This window comes from Polyangium sp. y55x31, assembly GCF_029946505.1.
Taxonomy (GTDB): Bacteria; Myxococcota_A; Polyangia; order Polyangiales; family Polyangiaceae; genus Polyangium.
On the sequence record NZ_JARZHG010000001.1, the window covers coordinates 555638 to 577188 of the forward strand.

The following is a 21551-nucleotide window of genomic DNA, read 5'->3' on the forward strand; positions in this document are numbered from 1 at the left end:
CCGGATGACATCCCGGCCCGAGTTGGGGTAATGGACGCGCCGTGATCAACACCGACCACGATCCGACGAGGCCCGCCTCCCTGCCCCCGCCGCCGACCACGATCCTCTGCGTGTCGAGCTACTTCAAGGGCAACGACTTCCTGAAGCAGGCGCGGCGCGAGGGTTGCCGGGTCATCCTGTTGACACTCGAAACCTTGCTCGGCAAACCGTGGGCGCGCGAGGAGATCGACGAGATCTTCGGCATGCCGACCTTGAACGATCGGCGCGCGGTGGTGAACGCCGTCAGTTACCTCGCCCGGACACGCGAGATCGAGCGCGTCGCGCCACTCGACGACTACGACGTGGAGCTCGCCGCGCACCTGCGCGAGCACCTGCGCATCCCAGGCATGGGCGAGACGACGGCGCGATATTTCCGCGACAAGCTCGCGATGCGCGCCCGCGCCAAGGATCGCAGCATCCCAGTGCCGGACTTCGTGCACGTGCTGAACGACGAGCGCGTGCGCCGCTTTTTGCGCACGGTGCCGGCGCCCTGGCTGCTCAAGCCGCGCTCCGAGGCCGCATCCCTCGGCATCAAGAAGCTCGATCGCGAGGAAGACGCGCTGCGCGTGATCGAGGAGCTCGGCGACGATCGCTCGCGTTACCTGCTCGAGCGGATGATCCCGGGCCAGTTCTTCCACGTGGACTCGATCGTCTCCGAGAAGCGCATCGTGTTCGCAGAGGCGCACCAGTACCGAACGTCACTCTTCGAGGTCGTGAACCAGGGCGGCCCCTCAGCGACGCAGACGATCGATCGGTCGAGCGATCTCTGGCGCGAGCTCATCGATCTGAACGAGCGGGTGATCGAGCACATGGGCCTCGTGCGCGGCGTGACGCACATCGAGTACGTGCGCTCGAACGAGGACGGCCGGATCTATTTCATCGAGGCAGCGGCGCGCGTCGGCGGCAGCCACACAGCAGACGTGGTGGAGGCAGCGACAGGGATCAACCTGTGGCGCGAATGGGCAAAGATCGAAATCGCGCAAGGCGAACGCCCGTACGTGCTGCCAGCGCGGCGGTACGACTACGGCGGCCTCGTGCTGTCGCTGTCACGGCAAGAGCACCCCGACATGTCGGCATACACGGACCCCGAGATCGTCTGGCGCACGCCCGAGAAGCCGCACCACGCAGGTCTCATCGTCCGCGCAGACAACCCCGGCCGCGTGCGCGAGCTCGTCGAGAATTACGCGGTGCGGTTCGTCCAGGATTTCACGGCCGTGTTGCCGCCTCCGACCCAAGCGACGGCTTGATGGCGTAGCGCCGGGGTTTCACCCCGGACCCCGACCAGGGGTTGTCCACCCCTGGACCCGGACCAGCGCAAGCGCTGGACTCGGGGTCGATGAACTGCGCGATGCGCAGTTCATCGAACGGGCCAGGGTCAAGACCAAGGACGACCCTGCCAACCAAGACGGCAGCGCTGACGTTTCAACCAGCAACGTGTCGCTGCGTGCGACAACCTTCCCGGTCTTGCCACCGGCCTGCTGGAAAAACTGCGCGGAGCGCAGTTTTTCCACCTGAGGTCCAGGGCTTGCCCTGGTTCGGGTCGAGGGGCGAACAGCCCCCGCGGGGTCCGGGGCGGCGCCCCGGCGCGGACGCCCCCGAGCGAGTCACGCCGAGCTGCATTGCTGCCGGAGCCGCTCGAGGCCATCGAGGAGGAGCTCTAGCCCGAACTGGAAGTCGTGCAGGCCGCGGTGTGAGCCTTCGATGACGAGCTCTGTCAGTGCGCGCATGTAGGGGTATTCGTCGGCTGGGAGCTTGGGCAGGAACATCTTGGCCGCGCTTGCGTACTCCGAGGGGTCGAGTGGGAAGTTGAGCTCTTGGATCGTGAAACCGTAGACGTGGCTGTCGATCGCGTTCCAGGCGCGATCGGCCAGCTCGTAGGAGAAGCCTGCTTCCCGCAGACAGCCGAGCGTGGCGTTCACGTAGCGCAGCATCGCTGGCCCGACGTTCACGCGTGATCCGACGAGCATTGGCGCCCATGGGTGGCGCAGGAAGACCTCGTGGGCCGAGGTTGCGCGCTTGCGCATGGCTGTCTTCCAGTCTGCGCCGCCGATCGTGGGCACTTCGATCTCTGAAACGACGAGGTCCACGATGCCGTCGAGAAGGTCGTCTTTGCTCTCGACGTGGTTGTAGAGCGACATCGCTTCGACCCCGAGCTCTTGGGCGAGCCTGCGCATCGAGAGCGACTCGAGGCCCTCTTCGTCGGCGAGACGGATCGCGGTGCGGAGGATGCGCTCTCGCGTCAGGGGGTCGCGCTTGGACGCGCGTCGAACGGAATTTCTGGCTCGGGCCATCTCGCTTCGAGCCCTCACCTTGACAGACTTACGGTGTAAGTACAAGCTATACTTACACCGTAAGTTCGTCTTGCCCCTCTTGACCAGGAGACCGCCATGCATGCGCTCGTTCAACCCGAATACGGCTCGCCCGATGTCTTGCGACTCGAGGAGGTCGAGACCCCGTCGATCGGCGACGACGACGTCCTCGTTCGTGTGCATGCCGCATCGGTGTGCAAAGGCGACGTGCACCTGCTCACGGGCAAACCCTACCTCGTGCGCCTGGGCTTCGGCCTGCGGCGGCCCAAGCGTCGTATTGCGGGGCAAAACGTGGCCGGCACGGTCGAGGCTGTCGGACGCAACGTCACCACGACGAAGCCGGGCGACGAGGTCTACGGCCAGGTGACCTGCGGGTTCGCCGAATACGTCCGCGCGCGCGCCGACGAGCTCGCGCCGAAGTCCCCGAGGCTCACGTTCGAGCAAGCGGCCGCGATGCCCGACTCGGGCATGACGGCATTGCAGGCGCTGCGCGACGTGGGGCGGCTACGGGCGGGACAGCGGGTCCTCATCAATGGTGCGTCGGGCGGCGTCGGATCGTTCGCGGTTCCGATCGCCAAATCGATGGGTGCCGAGGTGACGGCCGTGTGCAGCACGCGGCACGTCGACAAGGTGCGGTCGATCGGCGCCGACGAGGTCGTCGATTACACGAAAGAAGATTTCACGAAGCAAACCGGGCGCTTCGACGTGATGCTCGACCTCGTGGGAAACCGCTCGCCTTCCGCATGCAAGCAGGTGCTCACGCCGAGGGGCACCTACGTGTCGTGCGCGGGTTCGCCGGGCGGACAGTGGATCGGGCCGGTCGTCTGGATGATGAAGGTGATGCTCACCGGCGCGTTCGCGAGCCAGAAGATGACGCCGTTCCTCACCAAGCCACGGCGCGAGGATCTGATTGCATTGAACGATCTGGTGGAAGCCGGGGCGCTTTTGCCGGTGATCGAGCGAGCGTACTCGTTCCGCGAGGCCGCGGAAGCGGTACGGCACGTGGCCGAGGGGCATGCGCAGGGAAAAACCGTGATCGTCGTCCGTCAATAGAGGAGGTCACGCCCGCTTGTTCGCACGAAATGCGTCGAGCGCTTGGAGGGCCCCGCCGGCCCCGCCTCCGGCGGCGTTTTTCGCCCATGAACGGAGAATGGGCATGAGCGCCGGCCTCTGAATGCGGAGCTCGTCCAGAACGGCGTTCGCTTGCCCTCGCACGAGGGACGCCATGATCCGCGCATACTCGTCGGCCGTGATGGGCCCCCGAAAACCTTCCACGGCGGCGACGTACGAGCGGTCGTATTTGGTGCGCTCTTCATGCTCGCCGCGGGAGGCTTCGTCCGTGAGCTCGCGCGAAAAACGGCGCTCGATCGCCGCGAAGGTCCGCTCCGACAATGCGTGACGCCGCAAAAGGTCGGCGCGGGGCTCGTGTTGCTCCGCGAATTCGGCCGAGAGCGTGGCGAACTGCTCGATCGTGAACGTCGCCGGGTCGAGCTCGGGCAATGGCTCCGGCGCGACCTCGACGGGCGCAGGCGGCGAAGGCGCGGGCAGGGCGGCGATTTCAGGCGGCGCGGCGGCGCGGACCGTCGCGAGGGGCCCGATCATCGGCGGAGCCGCCGGCAAACCCGGCGAGACCATGTCCGGCGGCGGCGACAGACGCGAGGGTGGCGGCGGCTCAAAAGCCAGCGCCGACGCAGGCGGCGGCGGCACGGACGACGGGGGCCGCGAGGGCGGCGGCACAGGCGGCGGCGCGGGCACGGCCGCCCCCAGGACGGCGAGCGGGGCTTTTACGAAGGGCAACGCCGCCCCCGGATCGACCCGCGCAGGCTCGCCCGACAAACTCGTGGTTTCCTCGATCGAGAGGCCGTCCGCGGAATCCCCGGGCGCGAACGGCAATGCGGGGGACACGGCCGCCTTCTGGCTCGAGCGCCAATCGAGCTGCACCGTCCCGGGCGCGCCGGGGCCCGAGAGCTGCCGATCGCTCTCCTCCGTGGTCACCACGACGCACCCGTCCTCGTTCGGCGACGAAAGCGGCACCGAGCCCCGCCAGGTGAGCGAGCAGATGCCCCGGTTCGTGTCGATGAAAAGTGTATCGCACCGGAACCGCAGATCGGCCGGCGCCCCGCTCTTCTGCACGAGCGCGCGCGGCTTGATCAGGAGCAGGCGCGTCGAGAACTGCGGGGAGTGCGGGTGGAGGTTCGAAAGCGAGATCCGCTCGTCGCCCCGGAGCTCCGCGACCCGCTGATCCAGCGGCGCCGCATTGAAAAACGACGCGTCGATCCCGGCGGGCAAGGGTCCCTCCCCCACGCGGTGCGAATCCCAGCCCCCCGCGTGTCGGGGGAGTTTGTCGCTGCGCTCAGGCCACGTCGGCGCAATCGGGCCGAAGCCGATCGGCGGGATCACGTCCGAGGGCCTCGACAGGCGGAATCCCGGCGGCACGAGGTTCGGCACGCGCCGGAGGGCCCTCGGATCGGGCGGCGGATTCGACGGCACGCCGACCGGGTTCGTCGTCCCCGGCCCGCCCGCGGCCCGCTCCCAGCGAAGCGCGATCCGCCCCGCCGGAGGCTCTTCGAGCAATCGCCCGTCCGCGGTCCATGCGCGCTCGCCATGCACCTCGATCGTTTTGTCGAGCACGTCGCCGACCACGAGCCGCGCGAAAAAAGGCCCGCTTTGCGCGGCGTGATGCGCGTAGGCGTGGCCGACGAGCAGGATGTCCACGCCGCGCTTGAACGGGGCGAGGTCGCTTGCCGCGCTCAGGCTGCGCCGCTCGTCGTCGTCCCAGTATTCGTCACGCTCGTTCGGATCGTCCTGCTCCTCGGCGAGGACCGACAGCTCGGGCGCGAGGGCGAAGGTCGCCTTGCAGACGACCGTGAGCACGTACGCGCCTTCCCGCGGCTGCCAGACGATCGAGCCGACACGAAGGGGACACGCCGAGACGATTTCCATCGAGCCCATGAGCGAAAGCGCCGCGCCTCAGGGCGCCAGGAGCAGGACACGCACCTGGCTCGGGACGATGCGCATCCCGGGCGCGTTCGTGCTGTTGTGGATGTTCACGCTCGTCAGGCGCGTGCCTGGCAGGCCGCCCACGAGCACCGAAAACGCGGCCGTGAGGCTGCGCGTCGGGCCCATCACGGTCCCGGACGCCACGCCCGTCGCGATGCCCGGATTGTCTCCCAGGCTGATCGGGATCATCGTCGCCAGGTTGTGCGCGGGCGTTCCGCCGTAGAGCACCATCGGGACGAACGGGATCCCGAGCGGGCCGAGCGAGAGGTTCGGATACGGAATCGGGATCGGCGCGGGCGCGGGCGGCACGGGGGTGAGGCACACGTCCGGAAAGCCCAGGTTCAGCCCACCCATCTGCGAGTTCGCGAACATGGTCCGAGCCTCCTATCCGAGCTGGATCTGCTTGCCGTCGACCTTGATGAGCTCCTCGGCGTGCACGACCGCGTGCTCGGCGCGCATGGCGAGCGTCGTCTCGGCCGCGTAGTCGACCTTGTTCGCCTTGAGCTGGTCGATGTCCTCGACGGTGCGGAACGAACGTTTCACGCGCTCGGAGACACGCTCGAAGAAGGACTCGCGTGTCTTGCCCACGGTCTTGATGGCCTCGATCTCGGCCTTGAGCCGATCGCCGAGGTAGGCGAGCTTCTGCACGAAGACCGTGCCCTCGAGCGCGCTCACCGAGAGCGCCCGGCCGACGAGGCTGATCTCGTCGCCCGACGCGACGTTCACGCCTTTCGCGGCGCGCAGGCCGAGCTTGCCGGAGCCCGTGACGACGTCGAGATCCCCTTCGACCTCGATCTTCGTGGCCGCCTTCGTTTCGCCCTCGGGCCCTTCGAGCACCGCGAGCACGAAGCACCGTCCTCCGGGGCCGAAGGAGCAGAGCACCACGTCGCCCGGTGCGGGCGCGACGAGGCAACTCTTCGCGCGCCGGGCCGAGCAATCGAAATCGCCCACGCGGATCGTCAGGACTCCGTCCTTCACGTCGACGACCGTCCCCTCGTCGATCGTCGTGAGCTCGCGATTCAACTTCCGTGCGGCGCTGTGCATGCGTCTCTCCCTGATCGAAAGGTCAATACGGCGGGTTCCAGTCCTCGGACGTGACGACCTCGGCCTCGTCTCCGAGGGCGGCGGCGCGGCTGCACCAGATCGTATCCTTGTCTTTGACGCGGTGGAAACGCGTCCGGAAGACCTTGGCGCCCGTGAAATCGGCCGCCGACACGTCGGCGTGCGTGAAGTCGGCATACGTCAGATCGCAGTCGGCGAACCGCGCCCCCTCGCACGCAGCGCGGTGGAAGATCGCCTCGTCCACGCGCGCGCCCGAGAGATCGGCGAGCGGCATCTTCGCGTCGGCGAAGAGCGCCCGCGTGAGGCACGCCTTCGTGAAGGTCGCGCGCGCCATCTTCGCCTCCACGAAAATGGCCTGCTGCGCCTCCGCGCCGTCGAAGCGCGCGCCCGCGAGGTTCGCGCGCATGAAGTTCGACTGACGCACGATCGCCCGCTCGAAGGAGGCGCCCTCGAGGTCTCCATCGATGAACTGCGAGAGCGTCAGATCCATCCCCGCGAAGCTCACGCCGCGGAGCTTGGCGGCGATGAAGAGCGTGTTGTCGAAGCGCGCCTCGGCGAAATCGGTCTTCTCGAGATCGGCCTTGTAGAGCGTCGTTTGCTTGAGGCACGCGCGGGCGAGGATCATGCCCGTCACGTTCGACTCGACGAACCCGGCGCGATCGAGGTTGCAGCCGGAGAGATCGGCGCGCGTGAGGTCGCTCTGCGCGAACCCCGAGATCACGAGGTCGGATCCGGCAAGCCGCGCCTCCGTGAGATCACACTGGTAAAATTTCACGACGGGCATGGTCCCGCCGCGCAGATCGGCGCCGCGCAGGGACGAGCGGTTGAACACGGCGTGGCGCAGGTTCGCCTCGCCCATGCGGGCGCCGTCGAAGTCGCACTCGCTGAGCACGCTCTCCTTGAACAGGCATCCGTGGAGGTTTGCCCCGCGAAACGAGACGTTCTCGAAGATGCCGCCGGAGAGATCGGCCCCCGTGAGATCCAGGCCCGAAAGGTCGACCCCGGAGAGGATCTCCCCGCCCTTGACCATCTGCACGAGCTCGCTTTTATCCACGGCTCTCCTTGTTGCCCGGCTTGATCGCGGCGCGCGGCGCGCTCGGATCCACCGTGGTCACGGCGCCCGCGCTGCCCTTCGGCGAGACACGGACCTGCGTGACGAGGGCATCGAAAAAACTCGTCTTGTCGTCGCCGACGGCGCGCAGGAGATCGGCGCGGAAGAGGTTCGCCCCCTTGAAATCGGCGCGGCCGAGCTTGGCCTTGAGGAAGATCGCGCCTTCGAGGTTCGCCGCGACGAGGCTCGCGCCCGTGAGATCGGCGCGCATGAAGAGCGCGTTCTTCGCGACGGCGCGGTAGAGCTTTGCTTCCCGCAAGACGCACTTCGAGAGGTCCGAGGACGAGAGCGTCGCGCCGCTGAAATCCGCGTGGCTGAAGTCGGCCTCGCGCAGCGTCGCCGCGGCGATCGTCGCGCCCGTGAAGTCGGCGCCGATGAAGGTGCAGGGCTCGGCGAGCCGCATCCCGCAGAGGTTCGCCTTCAAAAACGACGCGCCGTCGAGCGTGCAACGCACGAGCGAGGCGTGCTCGAGCGTCGCGTTCGCGAAGTTCGCGTTCCGGAGGTCGACCTCGACCAGCATCGCATGCACGAACGTCGATCCCCGCAGATCACAGCCGCGCAGAAGGTTCCCCTTCATGATGCACTTATCGAAGCGCGCCCCCGCGAGCGCCGCGCCGTCGAGCAGGACGTCGGAGAGGTCGGCGAGCTCGAAGACGACGTCGCGGAACGACGCGCCCGTGAGATCGGCCTTGCCGAGGATCGCGCCGCGCAGCGTGACCTCGTCGAGCTTTGCGTTTTTCCCGTTCGAGGCGCCGAGGTTCGCCTCCGTGAGGTCGGCGCCCGTGAGATCGGCCCCCGCGAACACGGCCCCCGCGAGCACCACGCGCGCGAGCTTCGCGCCCGAAAGGTTTGACCCCGAAAGATCGGCGTTCTCGAGGAACGCCTCCGTGAGGTCCACGCCGCGGAGGTCCATTTCGGAGAGATCGGCCCCCGAGAGATCGATCCGGGCGAGGCTCCGGCCCTCCGCGTGCGCGGCCGCGACGCGCCTGCGCAGCTCGCTGCGCGCCGGTTCTTCGAGGCGAGCGGGGCGATGCTCGGCGAGGTGGGCTCCGTCGCGGTAAGCGTTCCGAGCCTCCTCCTCGGCCTTCCGGAGCTTCTGCTCCGTGGCCGGATCCGCGAGCGCCGCGTCGAGATCGGGCGTCGCCACGTTCGCGTTGTGGCAGAGCGTCTGGATGTCGCGCAGGCGCTCGAGCTCCTTGTCCGCGGAGAACTTCGGCGGCCCGGCGGCCTCCTTCTTCATCCGCTGCACCTCGGCGTCGTAGTCGAGCCCCGCCGCGGCGTAACGCTTGCGCGTATCCGCGAGCGCCTTCTCGTGCGCCGCGTCCATCTTGCGTTGCGCCTCCGCGAGATCCCGCTCCGAGCGCTCCACGAAGTCCGAAAGGTCCCCGAACGACGGCCCCTCGACGGGCTTCGGCCCCTCCACGACCGGCACGAGGTCCGGATCCCCGCCGGCCGCCAGGATCGCCGCGCGCGTCTTTTCGGCCTCGCGCCGCGCGCGCTCCGCGAGGTTCTTCTGCAAGAGGTTCTCCGAGCGGGTGAGATCGAACATCGCGTCGATCTCCCCTCCCCCCGAGGCCTTACCGCCCGCGTCGGGCGGCAAGAGATCGCCGTCGCGGAACACCTCGGAGGCCTCGCGCTTCGGATCGAGCCTGCGATCGAGCACGGCGCGGTAGTGCTCGATCGGCCGGGGCGCCGCGCGATCGTCGGCGGCGACGAGCAAATGAAGAATGTCGTCGGCGTCGTCCTCGGCGATGGCCCAGAGCCCGCGGAAGGAGAGCGCCAAACGCTCGTGGTGCGGGAAGAGCTGCACCGTATCGAGGTGCAGCGGGATCTCGCGGAACACGTCCCCCTCGGCCGTCCGTTGGGTCACGAAACATCGGCCGACGACGCCCGGCAACCGCCCTTCGATCCGGGGTTTGTCGGGGTGCATGTTCTCGACGAGGATCTCCTCGGCGCCCTCGAAAAACCCGGCCGGAAGCTTCTGATCGTTCGGCGCGGCGTTCCACATGGAGAGGTCCATGTCCTTCGCCAGGCCCGGCAGATCCTCGCGCATCCACTTCGTGTCGTAGGTGCCGATCTTCGGCCACCGCTGGGCCCAGAGCAGATCGTAGGGCCCGAAGCCCGCCGGCGGCGGCCTGTCGGAGGTGCTCTTGATGAGTCTGTCCGGCAGCTCGATGTTCGGCAGCCGGTGCACCGCGCGCCCGTCTTCCATCACCTTTGCGAACCCCACGCCGATCGGGTTCTGCGGGAAGCCCTCGCCGCCGAAGGCCCGGTCGTAGCGGATGGGCATCTCGGTGAAGAGCTCGGGATCACTCGGCGTGCCGTCGCGGCGAAAGACCCGATCACCGATGACGTAGAGCGTCTTGTCGATCGGGCCGACCTTCACGCGCACCGAGGCGGCGGGCCGCGGGACGCGATTCGCCGTGTAGCAGCAGCCGTGGACGAGCACCTCGCCGCGCTGCTTGGGCATGCACTCGTCGATCACCGCCTCCTTGCCGAGCTCCGCGGCCGCGAGGCGCCAGAGCTCGACCTCGGACAGGAGGTTTCGCGCGGGGCCGAGCTCGCAGAACACGAAGACCGTCGGCACGAAGTAGTGCTTGCGATCGAGCTCGAACGTCCGTGTCAGGACGCCGAGCTTCATGGGCTTGATCGTCTTCAAGGTGCCGTCACGTGAACGTATGCACGCCCGAGGGGTGGATGAGGACGCCGATGGCCACGAGCTTCACCCCGTCCTCGTCGAGTTTCGCGCCCGCGGCCGTGGACTTGAGGCCCACCGTGCGGAGATTCACGCCCGTGAACGACATGGCCGTGCCCTTCGCGGAGGCCGTGAGCGCGCCGTAGCTCGAGGACTTGCCCGTCGCCGCTGCTTTGAACACGAACATGTTCAGCTTCACCCCGACGAGGTGCAGCTTGATCAGCATGTTGATGTCGAGGCTCGACGCCTGGTGCGTGATCGGCCCCGCCGCGACGTGGATCGTCGCCGCGCCGACGTCCACGGTCTCCGAGCCGCCGATCGTCGTGTCGTAGTTGCCGCCGACGAGCGCGCCGAGCACGGCGCCCGAATCGATGGTGCGCGCGCCCGCGATGTCCGTCGTCTGGTTGCCGCCGTAGTCCTGGAGGACCATCGCGCCGACGGTCTGATCCCGCGTCGCGCCGTACGTCTCGGTCCAGTTCGCTGCGATGCTCGTCGTCCGCGTCGCGCCGTACGTCTCGCCCACGTCGCCGGAGACACTCTCCTTCAGGGCGCCGCCCACGGTGTTCGCGTGGCTCGCGCCCGTCTGCCGCGCCTCGTTGCCGCCGATGACCACGAGCCGGCTGCCGCCGATCATGCGGATCTGGTTCGCCCCGATGGTCTCGGTCTGGTTGCCGCCGACGGTGAGCGTGTCGTTCGCGCCGATCTGGATGGTCTGGTTGCCGCCGATCTCCTCGGTGTTGCTCGCACCCACGGTCATCAGCGCGTCGGCGCCGACGTTCTCCACGCGCTCGTTTCCGACGTTCGTGACCATGTCCTTGCCGGCGTTCGTGTAGATGCGCTCGCTGCCGGCCGTGTCCTCGAACGAGATCTCGTTGCGCACGCCGCCGCCGGGCGTCGAGAGCGACCACATCGTGCTGTGCGTCGGGTTCGTCTGCGCGGGGCGGTTCTTACCGTTGTAAACGCGGCCCGTGACGAAGGGCCGATCGGGATCGCCGTCCTCGAACTCGACGATGACCTCGCACCCGACGCGTGGATGCCAGAGGCCGCCCTGGCCGCCGCGCGCGAACGGCTCGCTCACGCGGACCCACTTGCTCGAAGGCTCCTTGGCGATCCGTTTTTCCTCGGTGTCCCAATGAAATCGGAGCCGCACACATCCGATCGAGCGCGGGCCCCCGAGGTTCACCTCGGCCCCGCGCGCGCTCGGCTCTGCCGTCACGAACGCGGTCTGCGATCCGAGGATCCGAGGCTTGCGTGTCCTTCGCGCCGGGCGGTAGCGGCTCTCCGCGACGTCGCTCCCGCGGCCGCGGCAGGCGCACTCGATCTCGACGCGGAACGGCTCCGCAGGGGCGTCGCCCGCAGGGGTCGCGAGCACGCCTTGCTGATGGCCGACGGCATGGAGGCGCGTGACGAGGTACTCGCCCTCGTAGCGGGCCTTCGGGTGCTCCAGCGTGAAGATCGATCCCGCGGAGAGCACGCGCGTCACCCCCTCGCCGACGGCGAAGGAGGCCTCGGTGTGGAGCTCGTCGAGCCTCGCCTCGGCGAGGGGCGCTCCGAGCTCGGCGCTCTCGAAGGAGCCGCCGTGGAAGGCGTAGACGGACAGATCCTCCGAGGCGCCCGAGAGCGCGTCCACGTCGAGCGCGGGCTTCTCCCAGTTATACGCGCCGAGGTGGACCTTGGTCTCGCGCAGCCGCGCGCCGAGGCGGAACATGCCGATCGCGCGGCCGGGTTTGCCCGGACCGAACACGTCGTCGCCAGGGACGCGTGATCGGCCGAAATCCTTGTCCGAGAGCACGAGCAGGCTCGCGTCGTCGGTGTGCTCGAAGTGGTAGCTGATCCCCTCCTCTTCGAGCAGCCGCGCCACGAAATCGAGGTCGCTCTCGTTATACTGGACCACGTACGGCCGCGCCTTCGGGTCGTCGAGCCGGCTCGACTTGATACGAAACGTGAAGCGCTCGGACGCGGCCGTGAACGAGGGCGGGCCGACCGGCGGTTCGAGCGAGGCGCCCGAGGCGAGCGTCATCCCCGCGTCGTCGCGGAGCACGCTCTCGATGATTTGCCGCAAGGTTTTGTCGAGGAAGATGCGGCTCCGCGTGCGGTAGCGCGCGCGCGCGAGCGGCGGTTCGAGGACCACGCGGTAAACCGAGCCCTCAGGGACGGTGGTGAGGTCCTCGGCCTCGGTGACGACGCCGTGCACGACCTTCCACGCGGGCACCGAGGCCGTCGCGATCCAGAGGCTCGCCCGCTTGCCGATCATGGCTTCGGGATCGAGATCGGCCTCCTTCGCGAGAAGATGGATCTCGTAGCGGAAGAGGCGGCTCATCCCCTCCTCGCCCTCGAACCGCGCGACGCGCAAGGGCTCCGGGCTCTCGGCCTCGTCCTCCCACGCAAACACGAAATCGTCGGTGTTCATCGGTGTCCTCGTGCCAGCGCGAGCGCCCTCAAAGCTTGATGATGAGCCCGACCCTCGTCTTGACCCCGTTGTTCTGCATGTGTCCCCCGTCGACGCGCGTGAGCAGGCCGAAGAAGTCCACGTCCGCGCCGACGAACTCCAGGTTGAGCCCGGCGGCCGCGGCGCTCACGCCCATCGTCGACGACGAGTACCCCGTGGCGCCGAGCGCGATCCCGCCGATGGTCACGTCGAGGCCCGTGATCGTATACTTGGCGACGTCGACGTCGCTCCGGTTCGAATCGAGCGCCTTGTACCGAGGCGCGAGGTAGATCGCGCCGCCGCCCGTGCTCAGCGTGTGATCGCCTGTGACCTTCGTCGTCACCGAGCCTGCCACGATGCGGATCGAGGCGGCGGAGACCGTCGTGTCGAGGCTCGCGCACGAGAGATCCCGGTTCCCTCCGACCATCTTGAGGTGCGCCGCGCCGAACGACTGCGTGTGCGCGCCCGTGATCGTCGTGGTCCGGTTGCCGCCCACGCTCTCCGTCTCCATCGCGGCGACGCTCGTCGTCAGCGTGCCGCCGATCTCTTCGGTCACGCTGCCGCCGACGAGCTCGGTGTGCGAGGCCGCGATCGAGATCGACTGATCCGCGCCGACGAAATGCCCCTCGTTGCCGCCGATCACCGTCATCGCGTTCGCGCCGATCGTCGTCGACACGTTCCCCCCGATGAGGGCCGTGTCGTTGCCGCCGACCGTCACCGTCTCGTCGCCGCCGATCGTCACGGAGCAGTTCGCGCCGATGGTCTCGGTGTCGTTCGCGCCGACCTTCATCGCGCTGTTCGCACCCACGGTCTCGGTGCGCTCGTTGCCGACGTCGGTCTCCATGTCCTTGCCGGCGTTCGTGTAGATACGCTCGGCGCCCGAGGTGTCGTCGAACGTGATCTCGTTGTGCACGGCGCCGCCGGGGCTCGCGTTCGACTTCAGCGTGCTGATCGTGGGCGCTCCGCCGTGGTAGGGCCGGTTCTTGCCGTTGTAAACGCGGCCGACGACGAGGGGCCGATCCGGATCTCCCTCCTCGAAGTCGACGATGACCTCCGTGCCCACGCGCGGATGCCACACGCCGCCCATGCCGCTTCCGGCGAAGGGTTCGCTCACCCTCACCCAGGCGCTCGACGGCTCCTTCGCGAGCCGCGCCTCGTCCGTGTCCCAGTGGAACCGCAGGCGCACGCAGCCGATCTGCGCGCCCGCCGGGCCGCCGATGTGGATCTCCGCGCCCGCCGAGGAAGGCTCCGCCGTCACGATGGCCGTTTGTGTACCAACGATCCGCGGCCTCGGCGTGACCCGCGGCGGGCGGAACCCGCTCTCCTCGATCGAGGTCCCCTGCCCCCGGCGCGCGCATTCGAACCGCGCGAGGAAAGGCTCGCTCGCGCCGCCGTCCGCGCCGCTCGGCAGCACGCCCGCTTGCTCGGCCGCGACCTCGATCGAGGTCACGAGGTACTCGCCTTCGAAGCGTGGCTTCTTGTGTTCGAGCTTGAAGATGGTCCCGGCGCCGAGGACCCGCAGGTGCCCCTCGCCTCGCGCGAAACGGGCCTCGGTCCTGTGCCGTTCGAGCCGCGCCTTCGCGAGTGGCCTTCCCTGGCTCGCTTCGTCCGGGTAGCCGCCCGGGTACACCACCTCGAAGAGATCCGCTTCCTTGCCGCCGGCCCGCGCGGCCATCTCGAGCCCAGGCAACTTCCAGTTGTACTCGCCGAGCGAGACCGCCTCGGGCCGCATCCTTCCGCCCGTGAAGAACCCGCGGATCTCGCGCCCGTCGATGCCGATGCCGACGAGATCCGGCGAGAGACGCGGCCGGCCCGCATCGCTGTCGGTGAATACGAGCAGGCTCGTCTCCGCGCCGTTCTCGACGTGGTAGGTGATCCCTTCCTCCTCGAGCAGGCGCGCGACGAACGCGAAGTCGCTCTCGTTGTACTGCACGACGAACGGCCGAACGCGTCGGCTATCGAGCCGCGACGTGTCCTCGACGCGCCACGCGAACGCCTCCTTTGCCGGCGCGAACCCCGCGTCGCCGAGATCGGGCGCGGGCGCCTCGGCGCCTGCCTCGCGGACGAGCGGATCGCCGAGGAGCACGGCCGAGACGATCTCGCGCAGCGTCTTGTCGAGGAAGATCCTGCACCGCCGTCGATGCATCGCGCGCGCGAACGGCGGCGCGAGGACCACACGCAGCGTGCGTCCTTCCGGCAGCCGCGAGATCTCCTCGGCCTCGACGACGATGCCGTGCACGGTCTTCCACGCGGGCGCCGAGAGCGTCGTGATCCGCAGCGTCGCGCGTTTGCCCACGAGCGCCGCGACGGCGGTGGTCCCGGCCGGATCGAGCAGGAGGATCTCGTAGCGGTAGAGCGACGAGAGCGCCTCGATCCCGCGAAACCGCGCGACCCGCAGGGCGGCCCAGGGATCGGCCCCGGAGACGTCTTCGCAAGCGAACGTGTAGTCGAAGCTCGGCATACGTCCTCTTGGTCTCAGGCCTCGACGTTCGGCCCGCCGCCCTGGTTGTCCACGCCCGACGCGACGAGCCCCACGGCGGCGATCTTGAGGATCCCGCCGCACATCCTCTTCTCGAAGCCGTACGCGCTCGGGCTCGCGCCGCTCTTCGACTTGGCGAGCCCCGTGACGTCACGCGCCATGCCGATCGCCTCCAGCGTGATCACGTTGTACGAGGAGGACGATCCCTGCGCGTCGAGCTTCGCGCTCTTGATGTCGTCCTCGAACGCCGAGAACGTGAGGTGCAGCGGGCCCGACCGCGTGATCGAGCCGCCCACCTCGAGCGTCTGCGGGCCCCCGCTCGCCTCGATCTCGACCGCGCCCACCTTCGTCGTGACGCTGCCCGTCACCACGGTGCTGTAGTTGCCGCCGATCATCATCAGCCGCGCGGCGCTCACGGAGAGCGCGTGCGAGGCCGCGCTCTCGGTCACGTCCCCGCCCACCGAGACCTTCATCATCGCGCCGAAGCTCTCGGTCACCGCCCCGCCCACGGTCGTCTCGCGCGAAGCGCCATACGACTCGCTCACGTCCGCGCCGACGTTCTCGGTGACGCTCCCGCCGACGCCGATCGTCTGGGATCCGCCGACCATGTTCAGCTCGTTCGCGCCGACCGAATGCGCGTGATTGCCGCCGATGATGGTCACCGTGTTGCCGCCGATGGTGATCGTCTGGTTGCCGCCGATCGTGAGCGTGTCGTTCGCGCCGACGCTCTCCGTGCGGTTCGCGGCGATGGTCTCGGTGTTGTCGCCGCCGACGGTCATCTTCGCGTTCGACACCACGCTCTCGCGCCGGAAGTTCGCGACGTCCGTCGTCTGATCCTTGCCGGCGAAGTAGTGCAGCATCTCGGCGCCCGCCGCGTCGCCGAACATGATCTCGTTGTACGTGCCGCCGCCGGGCGTCGAGAGCGACTTCATCGAGCTCTCGTGCCCCGCGCCGCGCGCGGGCAGGTTCGCGCCGTTGTAGACGCGGCCGACGACGACGGGTCTGTCGGGGTCGCCCTCGTCGAAGTCGACGATCACCTCGTCACCGACGCGCGGATGGAACACCGCCCCTTCGCCGGCGCCGGCGAAGATCTGGCTGACGCGCACCCAGAGGCTCGAAGGCTCCTTCGCGAGGCGCGCCGCTTCCGTGTCCCAGGGAAACCGCAGCCGCACGCAACCCAGGCCGAGCCCGTCCGGCCCGCCCACGTTGACCTCGGCCCCGGGAGCGCTCGGATCGGCCGTCACCACGGCGGTCTGCACGCCCCGGATACGCGGCTTCGGCGTGCGAAGCGCCGGGCGGAACCGCGACGGCTCGACGGCGCTCCCCGCGCCGCGCCGCGCGAGCTCGAAGCGCGCCTCCCACGGCACCACGTCCTCGGCCGCCGGCTGCGCGAGGACGCCCGCTTGCGCCCCGCGCACGTCGAGGCGCGTGACGACGTACTCGCCCTCGTGGTCCGGCTCCTGGGCTTCCATCTCGAAGATCGATCCGGCCGAGAGCACCCGCACCGAGCCCGCGCCGGCCGCATACCTCGCCTCCACGCGATACCGATCGAGCCTGGCGGACGCGAGCGGCTCACCCTTGCCGGCCGCATCGGCGTACGCGCCGGGGTAATGGTACTCGGCGAGATCGCCGCTGCCGGCCTTGGCCGTGATGTCGAGCGTCGGCTTCCTCCAGTCGTGATCGTCGAGCACGACACGCGTCGGGCGCAGCCGGGCGCCGAGCGCCACGTGGCTCACGCTCCGGCCGGGGATCGCCGCGCCGAGCTGCGCGGGTTCGAGGCGCGGCCTGCCGGCGTCGTGATCGGCCAGCACGAGCAGGCAAGTCTCCCTGCCGTTCTCGAAGTGATAGCTGATGCCCTCTTCTTCGAGCAGACGCGAGACGAACGCGAAATCGCTCTCCTCGTACTGCACGACGAACGGTCGCGCGCGTGGATCGTCGAGGCGCGAGGTGTCCGTCACGCGGAAGGTGAAGAGCTCGCGGGCGGGGGAAAAACTCGGCGCATTGTCGTCGTCTTCGACTTCGGCGGCGCTCCGGTGCTCCATGAGCGGATCCCCGGCGAGGACGGCCTCGAGGATCCGGCGGAGGCTTTTGTCGAGGAAGATGCGGCACCGCGTGCGGTGCTGCGCCCGCGCCCAGGGCGGGTCGAGGATCACGCGGAGGAGCGTGCCCTCGGGGACATCGGCGAGCTCCGAGGCCTCGCGGACGATGCCATGAACGACCTTGAAGGGTGGATTCGACAACGTGGCGATACGTAACGTCGCGCGTTTGCCGACGAGGTCGCGCGGATCGACGTCGGCGGCAGAGGCCTTCGCGAGCAGGGTGATCTCGTAGCGGTACGGCTCGGAGAGCGCTTCCCGGCCGCGAAAACGCACGACGCGGAGCGCCCCCCACGCCCCGAAAGGCCCCTCGCCGGGGATGGCTTCGCATGCGAAGGCGAAATCGTCATTGGGCACGCGCGGTCCCCCTTCCTCGAAGCGATGTTCACCTGATGCGGGCGGGGGTTCAAGGGGGGTGGAGACGGGGCGCGCTCGTAAATTGTTGACGCGCCACGAAATCGTACGCAGGATTGCTCATTTTGTCGCGCGCACGATTACAAGCGGATGCAAGACCACGCCGCGCTCGGTAGGGACCCCCTTGCGGGTATCGATCGCCTTCGGTAGCGTGCCTACTTACAATGGGCGAAGAATACCTACCAGACGTATACGTAAGAAATGCCGCTCGATATCAAACCGGGACCACTTCATCCGTGGAAGAATTCTTCGGCAGGGCGCTCTTGGAGACCACATCCGGGTTCTTCGGGACAACGCCGGTTCTGATCTGGAATCAGTCAGCCCTGTACGAATTTCCGCTCTGGAAACGCCGACGATGCTAAGGATCCGCACCCGCAGCCACATGGAGCTGCAACGCGATCCCGTGCCCGAAGGCGAGAGATCGCGCGGCCTGCCCGCCCAGCCCCTTGCAACGCGGGTCGTTGGCAGGCAAAGGAGATTCCGCCGTACGATTCGTACGCACTTCCGTCCTAGACGTTGTAGGATTGATGGTGGAGACATAGCCGATGATCGAACGCGCGACCCTGGGCGGTGTTGAATTCGAATACGATACGGAACGTAAGACGATACGTATGGCAGGAAACCCCGGCATTTTCATCTGGGTCGAGAGTACCCTGGCCGGCCTGCTCTCGGGGCTGCAGCGCATGGTCGGCACCGAGCGGATCCGGCTCTCGCTCCACGGTGGCGGGCGCGACGGCGTCGAGGAGGATTGGAATTACATCTGCCAGTCTCCCACCTTCGAACAGGGCTTCGCCCAGCTCACCCAGGTGGCCGCGTCCGCCGGCTGGGGCGTCTGGGAGCTCGTCTCGCTGGATCGGACGGCCAAGGAGGCGCGCGTACGTGCCCGAAATCACTGGGAGGCCGATTGCCAGAGGGCGCTCGGGGTGAGCTGGGGCTCGAGTTATCTCGGCGGCAAATTCGCGGGGATCTTCCAGCGCCTCTTCGGGGTCTCGCAATGCTGGGCCGAGCAGGTCGCATTCGCGGCGAAGGGAGAGGAATACGACGAATTCGTCATCCGGCCCTCGGACATGAGCCTGGAGGACCGTGTCGAGCGCCTGCTCGGCACCGACGAGGCGACCAAAGCCGACCTGGCGGTGGCCCTCGAACGCGTGCGCAAAGAGGTGGAGGAGCGCGCCGAGACCGAAAAAGAGCTGCGGGAAAAGCTCGACCTCATCGCGCGCCAGGAAGAGGCCATTCGCGCCCTGTCCACCCCGATCATCGAGGTCTGGGACGGCGTGATCACCCTGCCGCTGATGGGGGTCGTCGACAGCCAGCGCGCCGCCGAGACCATGACGCGCTTGCTCGAGTCCGTCGTGCAGAAAAACGCGCGGCACGCAATCATCGATTTGACGGGCGTGGAGGTGATCGACACGTCCACCGCCGACCACATCCTGCGGCTCGTCCGCGCCGCCGAACTGCTCGGCGCGCGCTGCGTGATCACCGGCATCCGCCCCGCCGTCGCCCAGACGATGGTGTCGATCGGCATCGATCTGTCGAAGCTCGTGACGCTCGCGAGCCTGCGCGACGGCCTCTTGTTCTGCATGGGCGGAGCGCGCGCGGTCGGTCGGTCGAGTGTTCGGTAGAAATGGGGCCTTGCCCATTCCCACGGAACATCGTCACCATTCGCCTTCTTTTCCGTCGGACCGCGGTGGCCCCGCGCGAGGCAGCTCCACCGTGAACATCGTTCCGCTGCCCACCGTGCTCTCGACACGAATCGAGCCGCCGAGCGCCTCGACGATGGAGCGCACGATGTAGAGCCCGAGACCGAGGCCGGCATACGCGCGCGACGAGACCGCCCGCTCGAAACGTTCGAAGATGTACGGCAGGCGATCGGCAGGAATGCCGATTCCATGATCGCGCACCGTGAGCCGCGCCATTCCATCCGCCTCGCCAACCCAGATCTCGATCGGGTGACCGGAGCCGAACTTGATGGCATTCGAGATCAGATTGGTGACGACCTGCTCCAGGCGGATGTGATCCCAGCGTCCGATCATGGATGAATCGGCATGCAGCATCAGCGGACAGGCGGCCCGGGACAAGTCCTCCGTGAAGCGCTCGGCGACGTCTCGGACGACGGTAGGGAGATCGACGTCCTCGATCTGCAAATGCATGCGCCCGGTCGTGATCCGCGTGACGTCGAGGAGCTCCTGGATCAAGCGCGCGAGCTTTTTGACTTGTCGCTCGACCCGCGTCAGGGACGGCGGGAATGGATCCCCCGATTGCACCGCGCCTCTCTTCAGCGTCTGCACGTCGAGCTGGAGGCTCGTCATCGGCGTATTCAACTCGTGCGACGCAATCGACAAGATCTCGTCGCGCAGGCGAACGGCGGCCTGCGCGTCACGATAGAGGCGCGCATTGTCGATGGAGATGGCCGCGCGGCGGGCGAGCTCGGTCGCGAGCTCGAGGTCGGCGGGGCTGTAGTGCCGACCGGGCGCCGCGCAGCCGAGGGAGAGCACGCCGATCGTCTGTCCGCGAACGGAGAGCGGCACGGCCATCGCCGAGTGTGTACCGAGCGCCCGGATCAGGCGTGCATGCTCGTCATCGACGGAGTGCTCCCCGAGGACCTCGTCCGTGACGAGAGGCAAGAGCACGGGCTTGCCCGTGCGGAGGACCCGACCCGCCGGCTGCGGCGAGCTCGCGTCGGGCGCGTAGCGCTCCTCGAGCTGACGGAGAAGCACCTCATGGGAGGGATCACGGTGCGCGCCGCCGAGGCGCCGGAACACGCCCCCCTCGCCGACGTCAATGACGCACCAGTCGGCCATCGACTGCACGCATAGCCGCGCCAACGCGGCGAACCGGGTCGAAAACTCGAGCGACTCCGAGAGGATCTCGGAAGCCGTGGCGAGAAACTTCATGCGCTGCTCCGCCCGCTCGGCGGCGGCTCGCGCCTTCTGTTCTTCGACGACGACCATCGCGAGGAGCAGGATCAGCAGATTGAGAAACGCGACATACGTTTGCACGGTCAGGACGCGCGCAGCCACGGTCGTGCTGCCCATGGCAAAGGGACCGCGGCCCTGACTCGTATGCAATGCCGCCATGAAATCGACGATGACCGTGGCCACCGTCGCGCCTCGGGGTCCGAAACGAATGGCCGCCCACGCCGTCAAGGGGAACAGGAGGGCGGGGAGCGCCGCTTCGATCTCGCGCGGCCTCACGCTATCGAACACCCACCACGCCGCGCCCGTCAGTATCACGAGCAGGGTCCATGCTTCGGCGGCGCGTCCGGCGCGCGATGGCTCGAGCTCCGGCTCGGTCCAGACCAGAAAGAGCGGGCAAAACAGGATGACCCCGAGGACATCGCTGCTCCACCACCCGACCGCGACCTTCCAGAACGAGCGCGCGCCGAGCCACGCGACACTCGCGGCCGCCGCGACGAGGGTGCCGGGGATCGCGCCGGCCGCGGCTCCGAGCCAAACCAGACGCGCGACGTCCCGTGGGCGCCGGAACACGAAAACGGGCTGTGCCTGCTGGCGCAAAAGCAAGGCGCCGGTGAAGGGCAAGAGACCGGCCGCGGCGCCCCAGGCCATCGCCACGGCGGGCGGTTGCCCGTGCTGCAAGACGACCAGCACCTCTGCGAGGAAAATGACGAGGAGCCACGTGGGCCAGTGCCGCGGAGCCGTGCGGAGAAACCAGGCCATGGTCAGGCCGCTGGGCAGCCAGAAAACGGCATTGTTGGAGGGCGGGAAGACGAAAAGGTAACTCGCCTCCGAGAGACCGAGGTGGGCCAAGAAGAGGACGACGCAGCCGACGAGCGCCTGCGCCGCCGGCGGAACGCTCATGAGCCGGCGGCGCAGCCCGCCCGCGACCACGCCGCTTTCGTAATCGACGTAAAAGGTCCCCCTGCGGACAAAGAAACCTTCTGGCCCATACTACGATCGT

General features: G+C 68.3%; 13 protein-coding genes. 3 read left to right on the plus strand and 10 right to left on the minus strand.

The features are described from left to right. Nucleotides 1–41 precede the first annotated feature (41 nt). Complete coding sequence (locus QHF84_RS01815; protein WP_281311388.1) at nt 42–1286, plus strand: ATP-grasp domain-containing protein; 1245 nt, start codon at nt 42–44, stop codon at nt 1284–1286. A 357-nt stretch (nt 1287–1643) separates the two neighbouring features. On the opposite strand, the gene QHF84_RS01820 is transcribed toward QHF84_RS01815, so the two are convergent. Continuing rightward, on the minus strand, nt 1644–2330 hold the full coding sequence (locus QHF84_RS01820; RefSeq protein ID WP_281311668.1) for a TetR/AcrR family transcriptional regulator C-terminal domain-containing protein: 687 nt from the start codon (nt 2328–2330) through the stop codon (nt 1644–1646). 96 nt (nt 2331–2426) lie between these two features. On the opposite strand from QHF84_RS01820, the gene QHF84_RS01825 reads away from it, so the two are divergent. Beyond that, a complete protein-coding gene (locus QHF84_RS01825; RefSeq protein WP_281311389.1) occupies nt 2427–3401 on the plus strand; it encodes an NAD(P)-dependent alcohol dehydrogenase in 975 nt (324 codons plus the stop codon). A 6-nt stretch (nt 3402–3407) separates the two neighbouring features. On the opposite strand, the gene QHF84_RS01830 is transcribed toward QHF84_RS01825, so the two are convergent. Genes QHF84_RS01830 through tssI (QHF84_RS01865) form a run of 8 tightly spaced genes read right to left on the minus strand, consistent with a single transcriptional unit; the run spans nt 3408 to nt 17576 of the window. Further along, a complete protein-coding gene (locus tag QHF84_RS01830) occupies nt 3408–5300 on the minus strand; it encodes a DUF2169 domain-containing protein (protein ID WP_281311390.1) in 1893 nt (630 codons plus the stop codon). A gap of 18 nt (nt 5301–5318) precedes the next feature. Further along, the gene (locus QHF84_RS01835; protein WP_281311391.1) at nt 5319–5720 is read right to left on the minus strand and encodes a DUF4150 domain-containing protein; all 402 of its coding nucleotides are present in this window, start codon (nt 5718–5720) and stop codon (nt 5319–5321) included. A gap of 12 nt (nt 5721–5732) precedes the next feature. After that, nucleotides 5733–6392 carry a DUF3540 domain-containing protein gene (locus tag QHF84_RS01840; protein ID WP_281311392.1) on the minus strand — a complete coding sequence of 220 codons (660 nt, stop codon included), beginning with the start codon at nt 6390–6392 and terminating at the stop codon, nt 5733–5735. Between the two features lie 22 nt (nt 6393–6414). Next, nucleotides 6415–7464 carry a pentapeptide repeat-containing protein gene (locus QHF84_RS01845; RefSeq protein ID WP_281311393.1) on the minus strand — a complete coding sequence of 350 codons (1050 nt, stop codon included), beginning with the start codon at nt 7462–7464 and terminating at the stop codon, nt 6415–6417. Next, nucleotides 7457–10162, minus strand: coding sequence for a DUF2169 domain-containing protein (locus QHF84_RS01850; protein WP_281311394.1), 2706 nt, complete (start codon nt 10160–10162; stop codon nt 7457–7459). The genes QHF84_RS01845 and QHF84_RS01850 overlap by 8 nt, the downstream gene beginning before the upstream one ends. Nucleotides 10163–10187: 25 nt before the next feature. Further along, entirely contained in the window at nt 10188–12626 is a 2439-nt protein-coding gene (tssI, locus tag QHF84_RS01855) for a type VI secretion system tip protein TssI/VgrG (RefSeq protein ID WP_281311395.1), read from the minus strand. A 28-nt stretch (nt 12627–12654) separates the two neighbouring features. Further along, nucleotides 12655–15105 carry a type VI secretion system tip protein TssI/VgrG gene (gene tssI, locus QHF84_RS01860; RefSeq protein ID WP_281311396.1) on the minus strand — a complete coding sequence of 817 codons (2451 nt, stop codon included), beginning with the start codon at nt 15103–15105 and terminating at the stop codon, nt 12655–12657. A 14-nt stretch (nt 15106–15119) separates the two neighbouring features. Further along, complete coding sequence (tssI, locus tag QHF84_RS01865; RefSeq protein ID WP_281311397.1) at nt 15120–17576, minus strand: type VI secretion system tip protein TssI/VgrG; 2457 nt, start codon at nt 17574–17576, stop codon at nt 15120–15122. A gap of 668 nt (nt 17577–18244) precedes the next feature. On the opposite strand from tssI (QHF84_RS01865), the gene QHF84_RS01870 reads away from it, so the two are divergent. Further along, nucleotides 18245–19255 (plus strand): STAS domain-containing protein, encoded by a 1011-nt coding sequence (locus tag QHF84_RS01870; RefSeq protein WP_281311398.1) that lies wholly within the window; start codon nt 18245–18247, stop codon nt 19253–19255. Between the two features lie 33 nt (nt 19256–19288). On the opposite strand, the gene QHF84_RS01875 is transcribed toward QHF84_RS01870, so the two are convergent. Beyond that, nucleotides 19289–21451, minus strand: a complete 2163-nt coding sequence (locus QHF84_RS01875; RefSeq protein ID WP_281311399.1) for an MASE1 domain-containing protein — start codon at nt 21449–21451, stop codon at nt 19289–19291. Nucleotides 21452–21551: the final 100 nt, after the last annotated feature.